19 protein-coding genes and 1 riboswitch are annotated in these 19,244 nt (G+C 70.7%); of the genes, 11 read left to right on the top strand and 8 right to left on the bottom strand.

From position 1 onward, the window contains the following. The first annotated feature begins 37 nt into the window (after positions 1-37). From ABD655_RS05235 to ABD655_RS05220, 4 genes are all read left to right on the top strand, one after another. On the top strand, positions 38-835 hold the full coding sequence (locus tag ABD655_RS05235; protein WP_344712163.1) for a transglutaminase-like domain-containing protein: 798 nt from the start codon (positions 38-40) through the stop codon (positions 833-835). 53 nt (positions 836-888) lie between these two features. Then, positions 889-1,440: a hypothetical protein gene (locus ABD655_RS05230; protein WP_344712162.1), complete on the top strand. Its 552-nt coding sequence runs from the start codon at positions 889-891 to the stop codon at positions 1,438-1,440. Between the two features lie 104 nt (positions 1,441-1,544). Further along, positions 1,545-1,925 (top strand): YciI family protein, encoded by a 381-nt coding sequence (locus ABD655_RS05225; RefSeq protein WP_344712160.1) that lies wholly within the window; start codon positions 1,545-1,547, stop codon positions 1,923-1,925. Continuing rightward, positions 1,922-2,989, top strand: a complete 1,068-nt coding sequence (locus ABD655_RS05220) for an RNA polymerase sigma factor (RefSeq protein ID WP_344712159.1) — start codon at positions 1,922-1,924, stop codon at positions 2,987-2,989. The genes ABD655_RS05225 and ABD655_RS05220 overlap by 4 nt, the downstream gene beginning before the upstream one ends. Before the next feature lie 15 nt (positions 2,990-3,004). Here the strand turns inward: ABD655_RS05220 and ABD655_RS05215 are convergent, their stop codons facing one another. Further along, positions 3,005-3,886, bottom strand: coding sequence for a bifunctional methylenetetrahydrofolate dehydrogenase/methenyltetrahydrofolate cyclohydrolase (locus ABD655_RS05215; RefSeq protein ID WP_344712157.1), 882 nt, complete (start codon positions 3,884-3,886; stop codon positions 3,005-3,007). A 93-nt stretch (positions 3,887-3,979) separates the two neighbouring features. Then, positions 3,980-5,254 carry a serine hydroxymethyltransferase gene (gene glyA / locus ABD655_RS05210; protein WP_344712155.1) on the bottom strand — a complete coding sequence of 425 codons (1,275 nt, stop codon included), beginning with the start codon at positions 5,252-5,254 and terminating at the stop codon, positions 3,980-3,982. An 84-nt stretch (positions 5,255-5,338) separates the two neighbouring features. Beyond that, a riboswitch (ZMP/ZTP riboswitch) is annotated at positions 5,339-5,422 on the bottom strand. A gap of 76 nt (positions 5,423-5,498) precedes the next feature. Between glyA and ABD655_RS05205 the strand changes: the two genes are divergently transcribed. The 5 genes from ABD655_RS05205 to ABD655_RS05185 are packed head-to-tail and all read left to right on the top strand — an operon-like array spanning position 5,499 to position 10,610. After that, positions 5,499-7,226 (top strand): family 20 glycosylhydrolase, encoded by a 1,728-nt coding sequence (locus ABD655_RS05205; protein ID WP_344712153.1) that lies wholly within the window; start codon positions 5,499-5,501, stop codon positions 7,224-7,226. Then, complete coding sequence (locus ABD655_RS05200) at positions 7,223-8,380, top strand: N-acetylglucosamine-6-phosphate deacetylase (protein WP_344712151.1); 1,158 nt, start codon at positions 7,223-7,225, stop codon at positions 8,378-8,380. Before ABD655_RS05205 ends, ABD655_RS05200 begins: the two co-directional genes overlap by 4 nt. Positions 8,381-8,422: 42 nt before the next feature. Continuing rightward, positions 8,423-8,809, top strand: a complete 387-nt coding sequence (locus ABD655_RS05195; RefSeq protein ID WP_344712149.1) for a YrdB family protein — start codon at positions 8,423-8,425, stop codon at positions 8,807-8,809. 23 nt (positions 8,810-8,832) lie between these two features. After that, the gene (locus ABD655_RS05190; protein WP_344715688.1) at positions 8,833-10,197 is read left to right on the top strand and encodes an FAD-binding oxidoreductase; all 1,365 of its coding nucleotides are present in this window, start codon (positions 8,833-8,835) and stop codon (positions 10,195-10,197) included. Beyond that, complete coding sequence (locus ABD655_RS05185; RefSeq protein WP_344712147.1) at positions 10,194-10,610, top strand: NUDIX hydrolase; 417 nt, start codon at positions 10,194-10,196, stop codon at positions 10,608-10,610. Before ABD655_RS05190 ends, ABD655_RS05185 begins: the two co-directional genes overlap by 4 nt. 16 nt (positions 10,611-10,626) lie before the next feature. Here ABD655_RS05185 and ABD655_RS05180 read toward each other — a convergent pair whose 3' ends face one another. The 6 genes from ABD655_RS05180 to ABD655_RS05155 all read right to left on the bottom strand — a co-directional run bounded on the left by ABD655_RS05180 (position 10,627) and on the right by ABD655_RS05155 (position 16,943). Then, positions 10,627-11,406 carry a glucosamine-6-phosphate deaminase gene (locus tag ABD655_RS05180; protein WP_344712145.1) on the bottom strand — a complete coding sequence of 260 codons (780 nt, stop codon included), beginning with the start codon at positions 11,404-11,406 and terminating at the stop codon, positions 10,627-10,629. After that, positions 11,399-12,379, bottom strand: a complete 981-nt coding sequence (locus ABD655_RS05175) for an ROK family protein (protein ID WP_344712144.1) — start codon at positions 12,377-12,379, stop codon at positions 11,399-11,401. Before ABD655_RS05175 ends, ABD655_RS05180 begins: the two co-directional genes overlap by 8 nt. 43 nt (positions 12,380-12,422) lie before the next feature. Further along, complete coding sequence (locus tag ABD655_RS05170) at positions 12,423-13,322, bottom strand: carbohydrate ABC transporter permease (RefSeq protein ID WP_344712142.1); 900 nt, start codon at positions 13,320-13,322, stop codon at positions 12,423-12,425. Continuing rightward, positions 13,319-14,311, bottom strand: a complete 993-nt coding sequence (locus ABD655_RS05165; protein WP_344712141.1) for a carbohydrate ABC transporter permease — start codon at positions 14,309-14,311, stop codon at positions 13,319-13,321. The genes ABD655_RS05170 and ABD655_RS05165 overlap by 4 nt, the downstream gene beginning before the upstream one ends. A gap of 101 nt (positions 14,312-14,412) precedes the next feature. Further along, a complete protein-coding gene (locus ABD655_RS05160) occupies positions 14,413-15,654 on the bottom strand; it encodes an extracellular solute-binding protein (protein WP_344712140.1) in 1,242 nt (413 codons plus the stop codon). 95 nt (positions 15,655-15,749) lie between these two features. Further along, positions 15,750-16,943 (bottom strand): ROK family transcriptional regulator, encoded by a 1,194-nt coding sequence (locus ABD655_RS05155; RefSeq protein WP_344712139.1) that lies wholly within the window; start codon positions 16,941-16,943, stop codon positions 15,750-15,752. 162 nt (positions 16,944-17,105) lie between these two features. Between ABD655_RS05155 and ABD655_RS05150 the strand changes: the two genes are divergently transcribed. Further along, positions 17,106-17,552 carry a hypothetical protein gene (locus ABD655_RS05150; RefSeq protein ID WP_344712138.1) on the top strand — a complete coding sequence of 149 codons (447 nt, stop codon included), beginning with the start codon at positions 17,106-17,108 and terminating at the stop codon, positions 17,550-17,552. Positions 17,553-17,658: 106 nt separating this feature from the next. Next, entirely contained in the window at positions 17,659-19,164 is a 1,506-nt protein-coding gene (locus tag ABD655_RS05145; RefSeq protein WP_344712137.1) for a L,D-transpeptidase family protein, read from the top strand. Positions 19,165-19,244 lie beyond the last annotated feature (80 nt).

Here is a 19,244-nt window from a genome sequence, read left to right as displayed (position 1 = left end):
TGATCTGCGCGACGCGTTCGCATGGCACTCTGGACCGATGAAGAGAGACGTCGCCAGCCGCATCGAACTCGAAGTGACCGAGCCCGCAGAGTTCGTGTTCTCGATGGCGGTGAGCGGTCACCACACGCCGGTCACCGAGCACATCACGTTCACCGTCGACGGGGATCCGCTGACGTTCGCATCCGTTCCGGATGCGCACGGCACGCGACTGCACAAGGTGACCAGCCCCACGGGTCGCCTCGTGGCGTCGTACGACGCCTCGATCCACGGCGAAGCGGCCGCGACGGTGGCGAACCCCACCGACCTGATCACCTACCGCCGTCCGAGCCGGTACGCGGAGTCGGACACGCTCGGACCGACCGCCTACGCCGAGTTCGGCGGAATCACCGACCCCGCCGAACTCCTCTCGTCCGTCTCGTCGTGGGTGGGCACGCGCCTGGTCTACGTGAGCGGGTCGAGCCTGCCGACCGACGGCGCCACCCGCACACTGCTCGCCCGGCAGGGCGTGTGCCGGGACTATGCGCACCTGACCGTGGCGTTGCTGCGTGCCCTCAACGTGCCCGCCCGCGTGGTCTCGGTGTACGCGCCGGGGCTGTACCCCATGGACTTCCACGCCGTGGCCGAGGCGTGGATCCAGGACGCCTGGTACGTGGTGGATGCCACCACCCTCGCGCCGCGCTCCACCCTCGTGCGCATCGCCACGGGCCGGGATGCCGCGGACTCGGCGTTCCTGACCGTCGTCTCGGGACGCGCCGACCTGGTGGACCTGGAGGTGCTGGCCATCGTGGACGAGCTGCCGAACGACGACCTCACCCAGCTCGTCCGCATGCACTGAGCCCCCGGGCGGCGCGGTGGCGGTCCGCGGAGGCGCGTGGCAACGTATCCCGTATGAAGAAGTGGGTCGTACGTTTCCTTTCGCTCCTGGTGTTCAACGTGGTCGTGCTGCTTGTCATCGGCTGGCTCACCCCCGCTCGGGTCGGCTGGTCCGCCCTCTGGGCGGGTGTCATCCTCACGGCCCTGACCATCTGGATCAAGCCGCTGATCCATAAGGCGTTCACCGGCATGGTCGCGAAATCCGCGAATCAGCGCACCAGGGTGGGCGAGAAGCTCGTGCAAGGTGTCCTCGTCTTCATCGTGGCGCTGATCGTCTGGATCCTGACGGTGATCCTCTCCGGGGTCAGCGTCGGAGGGTGGCTCTGGGGGTACATCCTCCCGCCGGTGATCATCCTCATCGGCTGGGCGATCTACGACGCGATCGACGACCGGGTCGAAAGCTCAGCCGGGGCGCTCTACGACAGGGCCACCGGCTCGAAATCGACCAGCACCTCGGTCCCGCCCCCGGCCATTGCGTCCCCCGAGACCGCGGCCGCGCGGCGGGAGCTGGACGACGGTCTGACCGAGGAACAGCGCCGGATGCTGGACGAGCTGGACAGGAGCTGATCGGCCGCTGTCGATCGGATCGATTCTCGATCGTCATAGGGGTGTCACAGGCCGACCAGATGCCGGCCGATCACACGACAGCCCCACAGATGAAGGCGGATCCCATGCGGTACACACTTCTGCTCCACTATCCCGAGATGAGCGCGACGGAGCTCGGACCGGAGGCCCTGGCCGACGGCATGCGCGAATTCGACGACTACGCCAAGGCGTTGGACGCGGCCGGTGTGCTGCGCTCGGCCGAGGTCCTGCAGCCGTCATCGGTCACCACGACGGTGCGCGGCGGCGACCCGCTGCGGGTGCAGGACGGCCCCTACGCCGACACGAAGGAGCAGCTCGGCGGCACATTCGTGATCGAGGTCGACGACCTCGATCAGGCCATCGTGTGGGCCGGCAAGGCTCCCTCGGTGAACTGGGGAGCGGTGGAGATCCGGCCCTCCGGCACCCGGTTCCTCGACGGAGCCTGGACGTCGTTCGACTACCGATGACCTCTGCCCCGCGAGCGGATGCCGGCAGCGGGCGCCGCGCCCACGCCGCCGCCGAGCGGGTCGCGCGCGCGTCGTACGGTCGCATCCTCGCGGTGATCGCCGTCGCCACCCGCGACGTGGCCCTTGCTGAGGACGCGCTCTCCGACGCGTTCGAGAAGGCCCTCCGCGCGTGGCCGGAATCCGGCATCCCGGACAACCCCGAAGGGTGGCTGGTCACAGTGGCCCGCAACCGTCTGCGCGATCTGATGCGTTCGTCCGCTGCCCGCACGAGCGCGCCCCTGCTGGAGAGCATTCTCGGCTCGGACGATCGGGATGCCGCGACCGTGCTCGCGGATCGCGACCGCATCCCCGACAAGAGGCTCGAACTGCTCTTCGCGTGCGCCCATCCGGCGATCGACCCCGGCATCCGCACACCGCTGATGCTGCAGGTGGTCCTCGGGTTCGACGCCGCGCAGATCGCGCGCGCCTTCGCCGTCGAACCGGCGACGATGGCGCAGCGGCTGGTGCGGGCGAAGCGGCGGATCCGAGACGCGGGCATCCCGTTCGTCGTTCCGGCGCGCGCCGACATGCCGGCGCGCCTCGACGCGGTGCTGGAGGCCGTGTACGGCGCCTACGCGATCGACTGGCTCGAGGCGCCGGCGGCGGGGATCGACGCGGTCCGCGAGTCGATCGCCGACGAGGCCCGCTGGCTTGCCGTGCTGCTGGCCAGCCTGCTGCGGACGGAAGCCGAGGCATGGGGCCTGGCGGCGCTTCTGACCTTCGCGCAGTCGCGAGCGCCCGCGCGCGACGTGCGACCCTGGCCTCCACTGGACGAGCAGGATCCGGCTGGGTGGGATGCCGAGCTCATCGCGGAGGGCCGAGCGCTGCTGCGCCGAGCGTCGGCGCTGGGGAACCCGCTGGGCCGCTTCCAGCTGGAAGCGGCGATCCAGGCCGTGCACTGCGACCGTGCGCGCACGGGGATCCTGGATGCCGAGACGCTCGTGAAGCTGTACCGCGGGCTGGTCGCGATCGCCCCGACCGCCGGCGCGCGAGCCGCCCTCGCCGCCGCCGAAGCGCGCCTGTGACGCTGCCGGCCCGGATCAGGCCGCGCTGCGCTCCGCCGCCTCGACGACGTTCAGCAGCAGCAGGGCGACGGTCATCGGACCGACTCCGCCGGGGTTCGGCGACAGGAAGCCCGCGACCTCGGCCACATCCGGGTGCACGTCCCCGTGCACCTTGGCCTTGCCGGTCTCGGGATCCTCTTCGCGCGTGACGCCGACATCGAGGACGGCGGCACCCGGCTTCACGTCGGCTGCGGTGATGAGGTGCTTCACTCCGGCCGCGGCGACGATCACATCGGCCTGGCGGAGGTACTGGCCCGCGTCGACCGTGCCGGTGTGCGTCAGCGTGACGGTCGCGTTGAACTCGCGACGCGTCAGCAGCAGGCCGATGGAGCGGCCGATGGTGACGCCGCGACCGACGACGACCACGTGCTTGCCGTTGAGGTCATAGCCGTTGCGCACCAGCAGCTCGATCACGCCGCGCGGCGTGCACGGCAGCGGCGAGGTGATCGGGCTGTTGACGTTGAGCACGAGCCGGCCGAGGTTCGTGGGGTGCAGGCCGTCGGCGTCCTTGTCCGGGTCGATCCGCTCGAGGATCGCGTCGGTGTCGATGTGCTTGGGCAGCGGGAGCTGCACGATGAAACCGTGGCAGGCGGGGTCGGCATTCAGCGCGTCGATGGCCGCTTCGACCTGCTCCTGCGTGGCATCTGCGGGCAGCTCGACCTGGATCGAGTTCATGCCGATCGCCTCGGACTGGCGGTGCTTCATTCCCACGTACAGCTGCGAGCCGGGATCCGCGCCGACCAGCACGGTCGCAATGCCGGGGACGATGCCCCGTTCGGCGAGAGCCGCGACGCGCTCGCGCAGCTCCTCCTTGATGGCCGCCGCAGTGGCGACCCCGTCCAGTCGTTGTGCGGTCATCGTTGTCGCCTCCGGGTTGCGCGAGCGGGGACTCGCAAAGCTTGTCGTATCACTATGCCCGTAGGTATGCGCATAGGCAAACGCGCACGCGATCTACTGAACGAGACCCGGGTACAGCGGGAACTGCGCCGTCAGCCTCGCGACGCGGACCCGCAGGGCCTCCACGTCGGCGTCGGGCAGCAGCGCGAGGGCGATGATGTCCGCGACCTCGGAGAACTGCGAGTCCCCGAATCCTCGGGTCGCCAGCGCCGGCGTGCCGATCCGCAGGCCCGACGTGATCATCGGCGGCCGAGGGTCGTTGGGCACCGCGTTGCGGTTCACGGTGATGCGGATCTCGTGCAGCAGGTCTTCGGCCTGCTTGCCGTCGATCTCGGCGTCGCGCAGGTCCACGAGCACGAGATGCACGTCGGTGCCGCCGGAGCGGACGGTGATGCCGGCATCCTTCACGTCCTGCTGCGACAGCCGCTCGGCGAGGAGGTGCGCGCCACGCAGGACACGCTCCTGGCGCTCTTTGAACTCGGGGGTGGCGGCCAGCTTGAACGCCGTCGCCTTGGCCGCGATGACGTGCATCAGCGGCCCGCCCTGCTGTCCGGGGAACACGGCCGTGTTGATCTTCTTGGCGATGTCGGGGTCGTTGGTGAGGATGAAGCCCGACCGCGGGCCGCCGATCGTCTTGTGCACGGTCGAGGAGACGACGTGCGCGTGCGGCACCGGGTTGGGGTGCAGTCCGGCCGCCACGAGACCGGCGAAGTGCGCCATGTCCACCCACAGCAGCGCGCCGACCTCGTCGGCGATCTCGCGGAAGCGGGCGAAGTCCAAGTGCCGCGGGTATGCCGACCATCCGGCGATGATGACCTTCGGCCGGAACTCGATCGCGAGGCGACGCACTTCGTCCATGTCGATCAGGGACGTCTCGGGGTCGACGCCGTAGGCGACGATGTTGAACAGGCGCCCGGAGAAGTTGATCTTCATGCCGTGGGTGAGGTGACCACCCTGGTCCAGCGAAAGCCCGAGCAGCGTGTCGCCGGGGCGGGCGATCGCGTGCAGCACCGCCGCGTTCGCCGTCGCCCCCGAGTGGGGCTGGACGTTCGCGAATCCGGCGCCGAACAGCGACTTCGCGCGTTCGATCGCGAGTTCCTCTGCGACGTCGACCTCTTCGCAACCGCCGTAGTAGCGGCGGCCCGGGTAGCCCTCGGCGTACTTGTTGGTCAGCACCGAGCCCTGCGACTGCAGCACCGACACCGGTACGAAGTTCTCGGAGGCGATCATCTCGAGGTAGCCGCGCTGTCGCTCGAGTTCGCGCTGGAGGACCTGCGCGATCTCGGGGTCGACCTCGGCGAGCGGCGCGTTGAAGTAATGGTCGGTCATTGGCGTTCTCCTTGACTGCGGCGCGTCCCGGCTTCTGTGCGAAGTCCGTTATTGAGTAGTCCGCGATGCGGACGTATCGAAATACGCATCGACCCAGGCGTACGGTCGAGTGCCGTGTCGGTCGCTCCCCGGTGGTTACCCACCTCAACGCCAGTCGCGACAACCCGAGCATAACGGATGCCGGTCCGTGCGAACGCGGGACTCGGCCGCTAGGCTGGAGACTCCTTTTGTTAGGAGCCTTTACATGAAGCTCGTGCGCGGCGGCACCATGGGGATGGCAGGCGTCCTGCTCGCGCTGCTGGCGGGTTGCACGGCCGCGACCCAGAATGGAGCCACTGTGTCAGCACCCGCCGCCTCGCCCGGAGTCGTCCCCGCACCGCTCTCGATCGCGGTGGACGCCACCGCTGCCCCGTTCCGCATCGACCGGCACGTCCGGATCCTCGGGAACCCGGATGCCGCGGCCGCCCTCACCGCGATCGTCGCGGCCCGGACCGGCACAGCCGTCCCCGCCCGCGAGAGCGCACCCCCCGCCGCCGAGAGTGCACCCTCCGCCCCCGAGAGTGCACCCTCCGCTCCCGAAAGTGCACCCTCCGCCCCCGAGAGTGCACCCTCCGCCCCCGAGAGTGCACAACAGACTCCCGAGAGTGCACCGACGATCGCCCTGCGCATCGAGCCGGGCGGCGCGGCCGAGTCGTACCGGATCACGGCGGATGCGGCATCCGTCGTCGTCACGGGCGCCGACGCGGCCGGGCTGTTCTACGGGGTACAGACGCTCGGGCAGCTGATCATCCGGAACGGTTCGGGCTTCGTCGTGCCGGCCGCGCGGATCGCCGACGCCCCGCGTTTCGCCTACCGCGGCGTCATGCTCGACGTCGCGCGGCATTTCTTTCCGGTCGAGACCGTGAAGGCGTACATCGATCGTGCGTCGGGGCTGAAGCTCAACGCGCTGCACCTTCACCTCAGCGACGACCAGGGCTGGCGGATCCAGCTGGACTCGCGGCCACGGTTGACCGAGCGCGCCGCCGCCACCGCGGTGGGAGGCGACGCCGGCGGCTTCTACTCGAAGGCGGACTATCGCGAGATCGTCGCGTACGCGGCATCCCGCCACATGATCGTCGTGCCCGAGGTCGACGTGCCCGGCCACACGCACGCCGTCGGGCTCGCCTACCCGGAACTGGCGGAGGAGCCGGACCTGCCGCATCTCGTCAGCGATGGCGAGGGTGCGCCGCCGGTCGCGGGGACTCCGTACACCGGCACGGCCGTGGGCTTCTCGTCGCTGAAGATCCACGACGAGGCCACCTACGACTTCGTCGCCGACGTCATGGGCGAGCTCGCCGCGATGACACCCGGCCCGTATCTGCACATCGGCGGCGACGAGGCGCTGGGCACCGACCCCGACGATTTCGCGCTCTTCATGGCGCGCGCGACCGGAATCGTGGCCGACCTCGGGAAGATCCCGGTGACGTGGCACGAGGCCGGCGCGGCCCCCGACATCGACCCGAGCACGATCGGCCAGTACTGGGGATTCACGACCCCGACCGACGGCGCGGACGAGAAGGCGCGGGCCTTCGCCGACAGCGGCGGGGTGATCCTCTCCCCCGCCGATGCGGTGTACCTCGACATGAAGTACGACGCGTCGAGTCCGTTCGGCCTGACCTGGGCGAACGGTCCGACCAGCGTGCAGCGCGCGTACTCGTGGGAGCCCGCGTCGATCATCGACGGCGTGGACGAGGACGACATCCTCGGCGTCGAGGCCCCGCTGTGGACGGAGACGATCCGAACCCTCGACGACATCGATCGGATGGCCTTCCCGCGGGTGGCCGCCGCGGCCGAGATCGCCTGGTCGTCGGCCGACGGCGAGCTGCGCACGTGGGAGTCGTTCCGGTCGCGCGTGGGAGCGCTCGGCCCGCTGTGGACGAGCCTCGGCATCCGCTTCCACGCCTCGGACGAGATCCCGTGGGCCACGCAGTGAGCACGATCATCCACTCCATCCGCCTGGTGGATGCCGGACGGATCGTCGAGGACGGGTGGGTGCGCGTCGAGGCGGAGCGGGTCGTCGCCGGCGGCGCCGGCGACGAGTGGCGCAGCGTCGCCGAGCCCGCCGATGTCGTCTGCGACGGCGAGCGGATCGCGGGCCCGGGCGCGATCCTCACTCCCGGATTCCTCGACATCCACGGCCACGGCGGCGCCGGGGAGTCCTACGACGACGGACCGGACGCGATCCGCGCCGCGCGAGCGCTGCACCGCGCGCACGGCACCACGCGTGCGGTCCTCTCGCTGGTGACCGCCCCGCTCGAGACGCTGGAGCGGCGCGCAGCCACGGTCGCCGACCTGATGCAGACGGATGCCGACATCCTCGGCTCGCACCTGGAGGGTCCGTTCCTCGCCGGCGCGTATCAGGGCGCGCACGATGGCGCGCTGCTGCGCGCGCCCGACGCGGCCGCCGTGGAGCGGCTGCTCTCGGCCGGGCGAGGGACGGTACGACAGGTCACCCTCGCGCCCGAGTTGCCGGGCGCGCTCGAGGCGATCCGGCTCGTGGTCGACGCGGGCGCCGCGGCGGCCGTCGGGCACACCGGGGCGGACTTGGACCTCACGCGCGCGGCCTTCGATGCCGGCGCGACGATCCTCACCCACGCGTTCAACGCGATGCCGCCACTGCATCACCGGGATCCCGGACCCGTCGCAGCCGCGGCATCCGACGCCCGGGTCACCCTGGAGGTGATCGCCGACGGCGTGCACCTGCACCCCGCGCTGGTCCGCATCGCGTTCCTCCTGGCGCCCGGGCGGGTCGCCCTCGTCACCGACGCGATGGCGGCGGCGGGACAGTCCGACGGCCGCTACGCACTCGGATCGCTCGGCGTCGACGTGGCGGGCGGCATCGCGCGGCTGGCGGACGGCGGCGCGATCGCCGGCTCGACCCTGACGCAGGATGCCGCGCTCCGCTGCGCCGTGGGGGCCGGGGTGCCGCTGGGCGATGCGGTGGCGGCGCTCACCGCGGTGCCCGCGCGGGCCATCGGGCGCTCCGGCGATCTCGGATCGCTGCGTCCAGGCATGACGGCGGATGCCGTGCTGATGTCGCGCTCGCTCGAGACGGTCGCGGTCTGGACGGCGGGCATCCGCGACTGATCCGCCCGCGGCCAGGATCGCGGCCCGCCGTAGAATGGACGCATGTCCGACAGTTCCCGCGCGCGGCCGGCCGCTCCCCGCGAACCAGGCACCCGCGCACCCCTCTCCGCGATCGACGTGCTGGCGTTCGTGTGCGAGCTCTTCGCGTTCGTCAGTCTCGCGATCTGGGGCTTCGCCGCATGGCAGTTCCCGTGGAACGTCGTCGCCGGAATCGGTGCGCCCGTGCTGGCCATCCTGACCTGGGCGCTGTTCGTCTCCCCCCGCGCCGTGTTCGAAGTGCACCCGTTCTTCCGCGCCATCGTCGAGCTCCTGGTCTACGTCTCCGCGACGCTCGCGTGGTGGAGCCTCGGCCTCACCTGGGTGGGGCTGGTCTTCGGAGTGGTCTCGGTGACCGCCGGAGTCCTGGCCGGTCGGCGACGACTCGCGTGAGCGCCGGCGCCGACGTCGTCGCAATGCTGCGCGCCGCTCTCGGCGACCGGGTCGACACGTCGGAGCGGGCGCGGGCGGACGCGCGTGCCGACAAGTCCGGGCACGCGGCATCCGGAACACCGCTCGCCGTCGTGCATGCGGCCTCGGTCGCCGACGTGCAGGAGACGCTGCGGATCGCGACCGCGACGAGCACGCCGGTCGTCCCCCGAGGCGCCGGCACCGGCCTGGCGGGCGCGGCGAACGCCGGCGCCGGCGAGATCGCGCTGTCGCTGCGCGGCATGGACCGGATCCTCGAGGTGCGGCCGGATGACCTGCTGGCGGTCGTGGAACCCGGCATCCTCAATGCGGACCTGAACGCCGCGCTCGCCGAGGAGGGCCTCTGGTGGGCGCCGGACCCGGCCAGTCGCGCGATCTCCACCGTCGGGGGCAACATCGCCACCGGCGCGGGCGGACTGCTGTGCGCGAAGTACGGCGTCGTCCGGGATGCCGTACTCGGCGTGGATCTGGTCCTTGCCGACGGGCGGCTGCTGACGCTCGGCCGTCGGACCGTGAAGGGCGTGTCGGGGCTGGACCTCACCGCGCTCGTCATCGGATCCGAGGGGACGCTGGGTGTCGTCGTCGGCGCGACACTGAAGCTGCGGCGGCTCATTCCCGGCGAGGTATGCACCCTGGCCGCGACCTTCGCGGACGTGCGCACCGCCGCCGAGGCATCCGCCGCCGTCACCGCCTCGGGCGCGCAGCCGGCGATCATGGAACTGATGGATGCCGCGTCCCTCGCCGCGGTGCACGCTCTGCTTCTGCTGGATCCGCCGACGCCCGGCGCCGCGCAGCTGACGATCCAGACCGACGGACCCGCCGCCATGGCCGAGGCCGGCGAGATCGCCGAGGTGCTGCGCACGGCGGGCGGGACGGTCACCGTCTCGCGCGATCGTGAGGAGGGCGAGCGGCTGCTCGCGATCCGGCGCTCGATGCACCCGGCCATGGAGACGCTCGGCACCACCCTCATCGAGGACGTGTCCGTCCCCCGCAGCGCACTGCCGGCGATGTTCGACGAGATCGCGCGCGTCGAGCGCGAGCACGGCGTGGTCATTCCGACGGTGGCGCACGCGGGCGATGGAAATCTGCACCCCAACTTCATCTTCGCCGGCGAGCGCGATGCCGCCGGCATCGTCGAGGTGCCCGCCTACATCTGGGATGCCGCGGACGATCTGTTCCGTGCCGCCCTGCGCCTGGGCGGCACACTCACCGGGGAGCACGGCGTCGGGGTGCTCAAGAGCCGGTGGCTGGTCGATGAGCTCGGCGCGGACCAGTGGGAGCTGCAGCGTCAGATCATGCGCGCGTTCGACCCGCTCGGCATCCTGAACCCGGGCAAGGTGTTCGTCTCGTGACCTCCCGGCGGATCCACGTCAGCGCGGCCGTGATCACCGATGCCGCGGGGCGCGCGCTGGTGGTGCGCAAGCGAGGGACCGCGATGTTCATGCAGCCCGGGGGCAAGCCGGAACCGGGCGAGAGCGCGGCCGAGGCGCTCTCGCGCGAGCTGCACGAAGAGATCGGACTCGTCGTCGAGCCGGGTGCGCTGCAGCCGCTCGGCAGTTTCGAGTCGGACGCCGCGAACGAGCCGGGGCACCGCGTGATCGCCGAGGTGTTCCGCGTCGACGCGGAGCCCGAGGCGGTGTCGGCGCGGGCCGAGATCGCGGAGGTTCGCTGGATCACGCCGCGCGAGGTCGCGTCGATGCCGCTCGCGCCGCTGAGCCTGGACTTCCTGCTCGCGCTCGCCTGGGCAGACCGCCCGCTCCGGTAGCCCGGCCCGCCGCGCGCTACAGCCCCTGCCAGTCGGGCTTGTGGGCGAACGTGTACCGGTAGTACTCCGCGAAGCGCAGAGCGGATGCCGCGGCGTCGTCCACGATCACCGTCGCGTGCGGGTGCAGCTGGATGGCCGATCCGGGAAGCGACGCGGTCAGGGGTCCCTCGACGGCCCCGGCGACCGCCTCGGCCTTGCCTTCGCCGAACGCGAGCAGCACCAGATGGCGGGCGCGCAGGATCGTGCCCAGGCCCTGTGTGATGCAGTGCCTGGGCACGTCGTCCACCGAGTCGAAGAAGCGCGCGTTGTCCTCGCGCGTCTGCATCGTGAGGGTCTTCACGCGCGTCAGTGACGCGAACGAGGAGCCGGGCTCGTTGAACCCGATGTGGCCGTCGGTGCCGATGCCGAGAAGCTGCAGGTCCACTCCGCCGGCATCCACCAGCGCGCGCTCGTAGTCCTCGCCTGCATGCTCGATCCCCTCGAGCGAACCGTCCGGGATCCGCACTCGGGCCGGGTCGAGCCCCAGGGGCTCGACGACCTCGCGCGTGATGACCGAGCGGTAGCTCTGCGGATGCGCCGGCGCGAGGCCGACGTATTCGTCGAGGGCGAACCCGCGTACGCGCGCGACGTCCGCGCCGACGAGCCGGGACCGGAGCGCGTCGTACACCGCGAGGGGGGTCGAGCCGGTCGCGAGGCCGAGCACCGCGCCGGGATCGCGCCGGATGAGCCGGGCGATCTCGTCGGCGGCGAGACCGCCCGCCGTTGCGGCATCCGGGACGATGACCACCTCAGCCATGCGCCCGCGTCCCCTCCGCTCCGGCGCGCGGAGCCCCCACCAGGGCGGCGCCGAGCGCAGCGGCCGGCGAGCCGGCGGGCAGCAGCTGCACCCGCCGCTCGAGGCGAAGGGAGCGCATGAACGGCGAGGCCTCGGCGCTGGCGGCGAGCTCGGCCGACACATCCGTCAGAAGACGCGCGCCCAACCCCGATACGCCTCCTCCGAGCACGACCACGTCCACGTCGGCCGTCAGGACGAGGATCCGTACGGCCGCCGCCACGCCGCGAGCGAGGCCCGCCCGCAGATCCCGGGCGATCGGCTCACCCGAATCGGCGGCGTCGAAGACGTCTCGCACCGGTAGCGCGCCGGAACGGCCCCACCGCTCGGCGATGGGGCCGTTCCGGCCCCACCGCTCGGCGATGGCACCGCCGCCCGCGAACGCCTCGATGCAGCCGCGCTGGCCGCATCTGCACAGCGGCCCGTGCGGGTCGATGGAGATGTGCCCGACTTCTCCGGCCGTTCCGCGCACCCCGCGCCACAGCTCGCCGTCGGCGACGATCCCGGCGGCGACCCCCGTGCCGAGGTTCAGGTAGGCCATCGACCCGGATGCGCCGAGCGCCGAGCCCGAGCTGACAGTCTGCAGTGCGTACGCTCCGAACGCCGCCGCCTTCACGTCGTTCTCGACCCGCACCGCCACGCCGAGCCGCGGTCCCACGGCGGCAACGAGGTCCAGCTCTTCGACGCCCAGGTTGACGGCGTGGACCACGCGCGAGGTGCCCGGCTCGACCTGCCCGGGGATGCCGATTCCGACGGACTCTATCGGTCCGTGCGCCGCCGCCTCTGCGCCGAGCGTGCGCACGGCCTTCAGAAGAGTGCGGATCACGGCATCCGGCCCCCATCCCGTCGGGAGCCGCAGGCGGCGCACGATCGCACCCGTCGCGTCGACGGCCACCGCGTCGGTCTTGGTCCCGCCGATGTCGAGCCCGATCCTCATCGGCCGTCCTCCCCTCGGGAGCCGGCGGTGTACGACGCGCACATCAGCCCTTGACCGCCCCCGCGACGAGTCCGCTCGTCATGCGGCCCTGCACGATCAGGAAGAAGATGACCACCGGGATCGCGACCAGGGTGGATCCGGCCATCAGCTCGGCCCAGTTCGTGCCGCCGTTGGGGTCCAGAAAGGTGCGCAGCCAGACCGGCAGGGTCATCGATTCCGGTCGAGGGTTCAGCACGAGCGCGAACACGAACTCGTTCCACGCCTGAATGAAGCCGAACACGCCGGTGGCGACGAGTCCGGGCGCGAGCAGCGGGAACGTGATGCGCCAGAACGCCTGTGCGCGGCTGAGCCCGTCGATCATCGCCGCCTCTTCCAGCTCGACCGGAACGCCGTTCACGAAGCCGCGCAGCGTCCAGATCGTGAACGGCAGAACGGTGGCGATGTAGACGGCGGACAGCCCCACCACGGTGTTCAGCAGCGCCCAGCTGTCGATCAGCCGGAAGGTCGAGATGATCATCGCCTCGGCCGGGATCATCTGGACGAGCAGGATCGTGATGATGAACGCGGCGCGGGAACGGAATCGGAACCGGGTCACCGCCAACGCGGCGAGGAACGCGAACACGAGCGCCACCGCGACGGTGAGAAGCGTCACCTGCAGCGAGTTCAGCAGTGCGGGCAGGAACGGCGCCCGGTCGTTGTGGAAGATGACGTTCACGTAGTTGTCGAGGGTGCCGTTGTCGGGCCAGAAGTGAAGCTCCGTCCCGCGCACCTGCGCGTTCGGCTGGAACGAGGTGTTCACCATCCAGTACACCGGGAACACGGACGCGAAGAAGACGACGATGGCGGCGGCGCCGGCGAGCACCGAGCCGACCCGGCGACGGGCACCTCCCCCGCGGCGCCGGGGAGTCGTCGCGGGCGGGCGTGATCCGGCGACGGCGGTCACAGCGTGTCCTCCTTGACGGTGCGTCGGACGTAGAAGATCGACACGCCCGCGAGCATCAGCACGACGATGACGGAGATCGCGCCGCCGGCCCCGAAATCACCGGAGCCGAGCGAGACACGATAGATGTACACGCCGAGCGTGTTGGTCTGCTCGGCGAGGCCTCCGATCGACTGGAGCGCGTAGATCTGCGTGAATACGCGCAGGTCCCAGATCACCTGGAGGATCGTGACGATCGCGAGGATGGGACGGATGAACGGGACCACCACGAACCGGAAGCGCTTGAACGCGCCCGCTCCGTCCAGCTGTGCGGCCTCGAGGATCTCGTCGGAGACCTGCGTAAGCCCGGCGTAGACGGTGAAGGCGACGAACGGCACGGCGCCCCACACGATGATGATCGATGCCACGAAGAAGAAGCTGAGGGGCTCGATCAGCCAGGAGTGGCCCTCGAAGGGAAGCCCGAACCACTGGCTCAGGACGTTGTTGAGCACCCCGTACTGGGTGTCGAAGATCCATCCCCAGACGATCGTGGCCGACAGCGGCGGCATCGCCCACGCCAGCAGCAGCCCCACCGAGACGAGTGTGCGCAGCGCCGCACCCAGTCGCTTCATGAGCAGCGCCACGAGCACGCCGAGGATCATCGTGGCGATGACGCAGACGGCGGCCAGGACGACGGAGCGGCCCAGGACCTGCCAGAACTCCGGATCGGTCAGCACGTCCGCATAGTTGCCGAGGCCGACGAACTCCGGCGGCGCTCCGAAGATCTGCGCGCGTCCGAACTCCTGGAATGACATGACGAACAGCTGGATCAGCGGCCAGCCCGTGATCGCCGCCAAGACGATCAGCGCAGGGACGAGCAGCGCATAGGGCGTGAAGCCGCCTGCCCGCCGGGCGCGTTTCGCGCCGGGCGCGGCGGGAGGCTGAGGCGCCAAGATCCTCTCGCCCTCGACCGCGCTCACCGCGGGGCCGAGGTCGTCGCGGACGCTGGACATGTCGGGTCTCCTCTGGATTGAAGCCGGGCCGGCGGTCGACAGGCGCCGCCGGCCCGGATGAGAAGGGGTCGCACCGCTGCGGCGCGGGCCCCTCCGGTGGATCAGCCGTTGAGGATGTCTTCGATCTTCGTGTCCACTTCAGCGGCCAGCGCCGGCACGTCGCCGCCCTGCGCGATCTTCACGAAGAAGTCCTCCAGCACGCGGGATGCCTCGACCTCTGCCCAGTTGGGCGACGCCGGGGTCAGCTTCGCATTGCCGGCGGCCTCGGTGAAGGCCTGCGCTTCGGGAGTGTCACCCAGGGTGGAGGCGAGGGACTTCTTGGCGGGGATCAGCCCGTTCTCGCCGTAGATCGTCTGGAACCCGTCGCTGAGGATGATCTCCAGTGCCTTCTTCGCCAGGTCGGGGTGATCCGACTTCGCGGAGATGCCGATGTTCGAGCCGCCGGCGAACACCTGGGCGGCGCCGCCGTCCATACCCGGCAATGCGTAGACGAATGGGGCTGCGGGGGGCGTTGCCGTCTCGCATTCGCTGGCCAGGCCCAGGGCCCAGTTCGGCGCGGAGAACTGGATCGACTGACCCTCGCAGTACGGCGTCCAGGGCTCGGCGTTGTCGCCGTCCTTGGGAGCCAGCGACGCGGTCGTCATCAGGTCCTGCACCTGCAGCAATCCGGCGACCGACTCGTCCGAGCTCAGCTGCGCGTCCCACGTGTCGCCGTCGGCGACGGCGATCTCGCCGCCGTTCTCCCAGATGAAGGGCAGCGCGTTGTACCAGTCCTGGCCGGCGAAGGAGAAGCCCGACTTCCCCGGGTTCGCGGCAGCGAGCTCCTTGGCCTGGGTGACGAAGTCGTCGAGGGTCGCCGGGGCCTCGGTGACGAATGCGGGGTCGGCGAAGACCACGCGGGCACCGGAGTACAGCGGCGGGGCGTAGAACTGGCCGTCGAACGAACCGGCCTCCACGAACCCGGGAAGCAGGTCGTCGCCGCCGAGGGCCTCGTACTGGTCCGTGATGTCCAGGAGGGCGCCCACCGAGGTGAACGCCGGCGCCTGCGTGTTGCCGAACTCGACGAGGTCGGGGCTGTCGGAGCTGGAGAGGCTCGTGGTGAGCCGGTCGACGAGTCCCTCCCACGTCTGCTCTTCGATGACCAGCGTGGATCCGGGGTTCTCCTCCTCGAACGTCTCGGTGAGGTAGTCGCGCGCCGCCTGCGGCGTGTCCGCGCCGACGAGCCAGACTCGGATTTCGGCATCCGCCGAGTCCGAGGGCGACGTGCCAGAACCTCCGGCGCAGCCCGCGAGCACGACGGCGGTCGCGCCGAGGAGCCCGAGGGCTCCGAGCTTCTTGTTCATGGTGTGTTCCTTCGTCTTCTTCTCTCGGTGTTGGCTGGGCCGGGTGACCCATCCGGGTGGTGCGGGCCCGATCGGGCCGGCGGTGACGGACGGCGCTATGACACGCCGAGTTGTCCCGACAGGACCATGACGGCGGCGCCGCGCAGGACGATGTCCTGGCCCTGCTCCGTCATCCGCACCCGCACGCCGTCATGGAACTCGGCGAGCGTGCGAGCGCGAAGGGTGTCGACGGTCGCCTCCGCGAGCGGTCCGTCGAGGAGTTCCGGAGGACCGGACAGGACGATCTCGGACACATCCAGCACACCCACGATCGGGGCCAGGGCGATCCCCAGCCGCTCGCCCGCATCGCGGAGGATGCCGACGCGCGATGCGTCGTCGTCCGCGGCCGCCAGCCGCGCCGTCAGGGCGGGAACGGCGAGCCAGGCCTCGAGGCATCCCACCTTTCCGCATGCGCACACCGGGCCCCCGTCGGTGCCGATGGTCACGTGTCCGATCTCACCGGCGGCCGAGTGCGCCCCGCGCATCGGTCGCCCCGACGCGAGCAGGCCGGAGCCGACGCCGCGGCCGACCTTGACGAGCAGGACGTCGTCTCCCGCGCCGCCGAAGGTGTACTCCGCCAGGACGGCCGCGTTCGCGTCGTTGGCCACGAGCACCGGCAGCCCCACGGCATCCTGCAGGGCGGTCTTGAGATCGAAACCCGCCCACCGCAGATTGGGAGCGGTGAGGATCACGCCGTCCTCGTCCACGATGCCGGGCGTGCCGACCCCGATGCCCAGGACCGGGGCGTGCGCGTCCCCGACCAGGTCGCGCGCCAACCGGACGACGGCGCCGATCACGTCGCCGTCGGTCAGCGCGGGCACCTCCCGACGCGCCACGATGGCGCCGTCCAGGGTGAGCACGGCACCGATGAAGACGTCGCTGCCGGACAGGTCGATGCCGACGATGCGATGGCCGGCCCGGTCGAGATCGACCAGGATCGCCGGCTTGCCCGGACCGGACGCCTCGCGCACGCCCATCTCGGCGACGAAGCCGTCCGAGATGAGGTCGGAGATCAGGTCCGAGATCGTGACCCGCGTCAAGCCTGTCTCGCGAGAGAGGTCCGCACGGCTCATCGCGCCCTGGTGGAACAGCGTCTGCAGAAGCAGCGAGCGGTTGTGACCGCGGGCGTGCTCGGGCAGGACCTTCTTCCCCTGCCGCAGCGTGCGGCCCGGACGGAAGGTGCGCCCCGCTCCTGGGGCGGAGGACGGCGATTCGAGAGCAGGGGCACTGCGCGGTGCGTCCGGTGACATGTTTGTTAGTAGACCTTACGAACCAGGTGCGCCGCAAGGCTTCAGGTCCAATTTGAACGGGGTGTTTACAAAACCGTTACATTGCGCGACAAGAGGTCCGTGGACGCAACACCGAGCACCGGGTTCGGCCCTCGCCTACGCTTTAGGGCAGGAGGCCACCTCATGACCCACCGCATCGCAGCCTTGACGCTGGCGGTGATCGCCGTCTTCGGCATCACCGCGTGCGCTCCCGCCGGTTCGTCCCAGGACAGCTTCCAGAGCACGGACGCGCCCGGCGACGAGGGGCAGTCGAAAGCCGATGCCTGCTCCCTCATCCAGCAGAGCATCGAGGACGCAACGGCTGAGTTCGAGAACGCGGCCGCGGACGATCCCGGCGCGGTCGTGGAATCCATGAAGGGCGCGGCCGAACGCATCGCCGCCGCCGCGGGCGAGATCACCAACGACGAGGTCGCCGCCTTCCTGCCGGCTCTGCAGCAGATGTTCGCGGACGCCGGCGAAATCATGGAGGCGGTCGTCCAGGGGGACGCCTCGAAGGTCGAGGACCTCGCCGGCCTGGGCGCGAAGTTCCAGGAGACCAGCGGCAGGTTCCAGGAGATCTGCGACTCGTGACACCGGCGATCCCCGGCACGGTCGCCGCGGATCCGTGATAGATCCGTTGCCATACGCTCGCGGGTCGTCCCGTACGATGGGATGACGTGTTCGCAGCCGGGGGGTGATGGCATTGACCGATCTGGCCACCAGGCCCGGCGCCGAAGAAGCGCCGCTTGAGGGTGCCGCCGCCACGACCGGTGCAGAACCCACGACCGTCGCGGACGGCGACGACAGCGGCCCGAACTACGCGTGGGCCCCGGCCGACCCGGCCCCGCGCAAGCGCCGCCTCGCCCTGTGGATCGGCATCCCCGCCGGCGTGTGCGTGGTCGCGCTGGTGGCCACCTCACTCGTTCTGATCGCACCCGGCACGTCGGTAGCCGGTGTGCCCGTCGGCGGGCTCACCCCCGGTGCGGCCGCCGACGCGATCGAGGGCCGCCTCGCGGAGACCACCATCGTGCTCACCGGTGCCGGCGGAGACGCCGAGATCACCGGCGCCGAGCTCGGGGCGTCGGTGGACGCGCGCGCCCTGGCCGATGCCGCCTTCGCGCAGAACCCGATGTGGAACCCCACGACATGGTTCTCGACTCCCGTCGAGGCCCCGATCAGGATCGACGCGGATGCCGCGACCTCGGCTCTGCGCGCTGCGGCCCCCGACCTGTACACCGATCCGGTGGATGCCCTGGTCGCCTTCGATGCGGCATCCGCAACCTACGTCGCCGTACCGTCCGAGCTGGGCACCGGCATCGACGTCGATACGGTCCGCACGACGCTCGCCGAGGCCTTCGCCGCCGGGCAGACCGTCGTCGAACTCGACGCGGAAGCAGCGCCGGTCGAGGCGGAGCGCCCCACGTTCGTCGCCGCGGCGACCGTGACCAGGCTGAACTCCATGCTCGACTCCGTCGGCTTCTACGTCGGCGCGGAGCGCACCGTGCCGATCGACCGGGCGGTCGCGGCATCGTGGATCACCGTCGAGCCGGCCGCGCGCGGAACCTTCGAGATCTCGGCCGATCCCGCGGCGATCCAGCCCGTGGTCGACGGCCTTGCTCCGCTCGTGAACCGGCCCGCCGAGAACGGCGTCGTCATCACCGATTCGCGCGGCGGGGTGCTGCGTGAGGACGCGGCGGGGATCTCCGGTCGCGAACTGGGCGACACCTCGACGGTGGCATCCGACTTCGCGACGCAGCTGACCGCCGGCAACGGCGTGTACGCACTGCCGGTCGCCGAGGTGGCTCCCGTGATCACCAGCCTCGCCCGGCGCATCGAAGTCGATCTGGGAGACCAGCGCACGTACCTCTTCGAGAACGACAACGTCGTGCAGTCGTGGGCGATCTCCTCCGGCGCGGAGGGGTTCAGCTCGAGCACCGGCAACTTCCGCATCACCTCCAAGCTCACGTCACAGGACATGGGGGAGCTCTGCTACAACCCGAACTCCCAGACCCCGGGTGCTTACTGCACACGGGACGTGCCGTGGGTCATGTACTACAACGGCGATGAGGCGCTGCACGGTGCGTACTGGCACAACAACTTCGGCAACGTGATGAGCCACGGCTGCATCAACATGCCGGTCAGCGCCGCCCAGTACGTCTTCGGCTGGGCGCCCAAGGGCACCGAGGTCTCCGTCCACTATTGACACGAGCGAACCCACGCGCGCTGCGCGCGTCGAGTCCGCTGCCTGGCACGGTCGCAGCTGAATACGCGCCGCGCTCTCCG

Origin of the sequence: Microbacterium terregens (assembly GCF_039534975.1) — a bacterium.
GTDB classification, from domain to species: domain Bacteria; phylum Actinomycetota; class Actinomycetes; order Actinomycetales; family Microbacteriaceae; genus Microbacterium; species Microbacterium terregens.
Note: the sequence above shows the minus strand (reverse complement) of the source record. Positions and strands in the feature narration are given on the sequence as shown.

Bases quoted from the DNA above. Each gene is read 5' to 3' on its own strand.
- glyA (WP_344712155.1), bottom strand. From the start codon at position 5,254: ATGACCGACCATTACTTCAACGCGCCGCTCGCCGAGGTCGACCCCGAG.
- ABD655_RS05230 (WP_344712162.1), top strand. From the start codon at position 889: ATGAAGAAGTGGGTCGTACGTTTCCTTTCGCTCCTGGTGTTCAACGTG.
- ABD655_RS05205 (WP_344712153.1), top strand. From the start codon at position 5,499: ATGAAGCTCGTGCGCGGCGGCACCATGGGGATGGCAGGCGTCCTGCTC.
- ABD655_RS05215 (WP_344712157.1), bottom strand. From the start codon at position 3,886: ATGACCGCACAACGACTGGACGGGGTCGCCACTGCGGCGGCCATCAAG.
- ABD655_RS05235 (WP_344712163.1), top strand. From the start codon at position 38: ATGAAGAGAGACGTCGCCAGCCGCATCGAACTCGAAGTGACCGAGCCC.
- ABD655_RS05220 (WP_344712159.1), top strand. From the start codon at position 1,922: ATGACCTCTGCCCCGCGAGCGGATGCCGGCAGCGGGCGCCGCGCCCAC.
- ABD655_RS05165 (WP_344712141.1), bottom strand. From the start codon at position 14,311: ATGTCCAGCGTCCGCGACGACCTCGGCCCCGCGGTGAGCGCGGTCGAG.
- ABD655_RS05180 (WP_344712145.1), bottom strand. From the start codon at position 11,406: ATGGCTGAGGTGGTCATCGTCCCGGATGCCGCAACGGCGGGCGGTCTC.
- ABD655_RS05145 (WP_344712137.1), top strand. From the start codon at position 17,659: ATGGCATTGACCGATCTGGCCACCAGGCCCGGCGCCGAAGAAGCGCCG.
- ABD655_RS05190 (WP_344715688.1), top strand. From the start codon at position 8,833: ATGCTGCGCGCCGCTCTCGGCGACCGGGTCGACACGTCGGAGCGGGCG.
- ABD655_RS05155 (WP_344712139.1), bottom strand. From the start codon at position 16,943: ATGTCACCGGACGCACCGCGCAGTGCCCCTGCTCTCGAATCGCCGTCC.
- ABD655_RS05150 (WP_344712138.1), top strand. From the start codon at position 17,106: ATGACCCACCGCATCGCAGCCTTGACGCTGGCGGTGATCGCCGTCTTC.
- ABD655_RS05195 (WP_344712149.1), top strand. From the start codon at position 8,423: ATGTCCGACAGTTCCCGCGCGCGGCCGGCCGCTCCCCGCGAACCAGGC.
- ABD655_RS05225 (WP_344712160.1), top strand. From the start codon at position 1,545: ATGCGGTACACACTTCTGCTCCACTATCCCGAGATGAGCGCGACGGAG.
- ABD655_RS05160 (WP_344712140.1), bottom strand. From the start codon at position 15,654: ATGAACAAGAAGCTCGGAGCCCTCGGGCTCCTCGGCGCGACCGCCGTC.
- ABD655_RS05175 (WP_344712144.1), bottom strand. From the start codon at position 12,379: ATGAGGATCGGGCTCGACATCGGCGGGACCAAGACCGACGCGGTGGCC.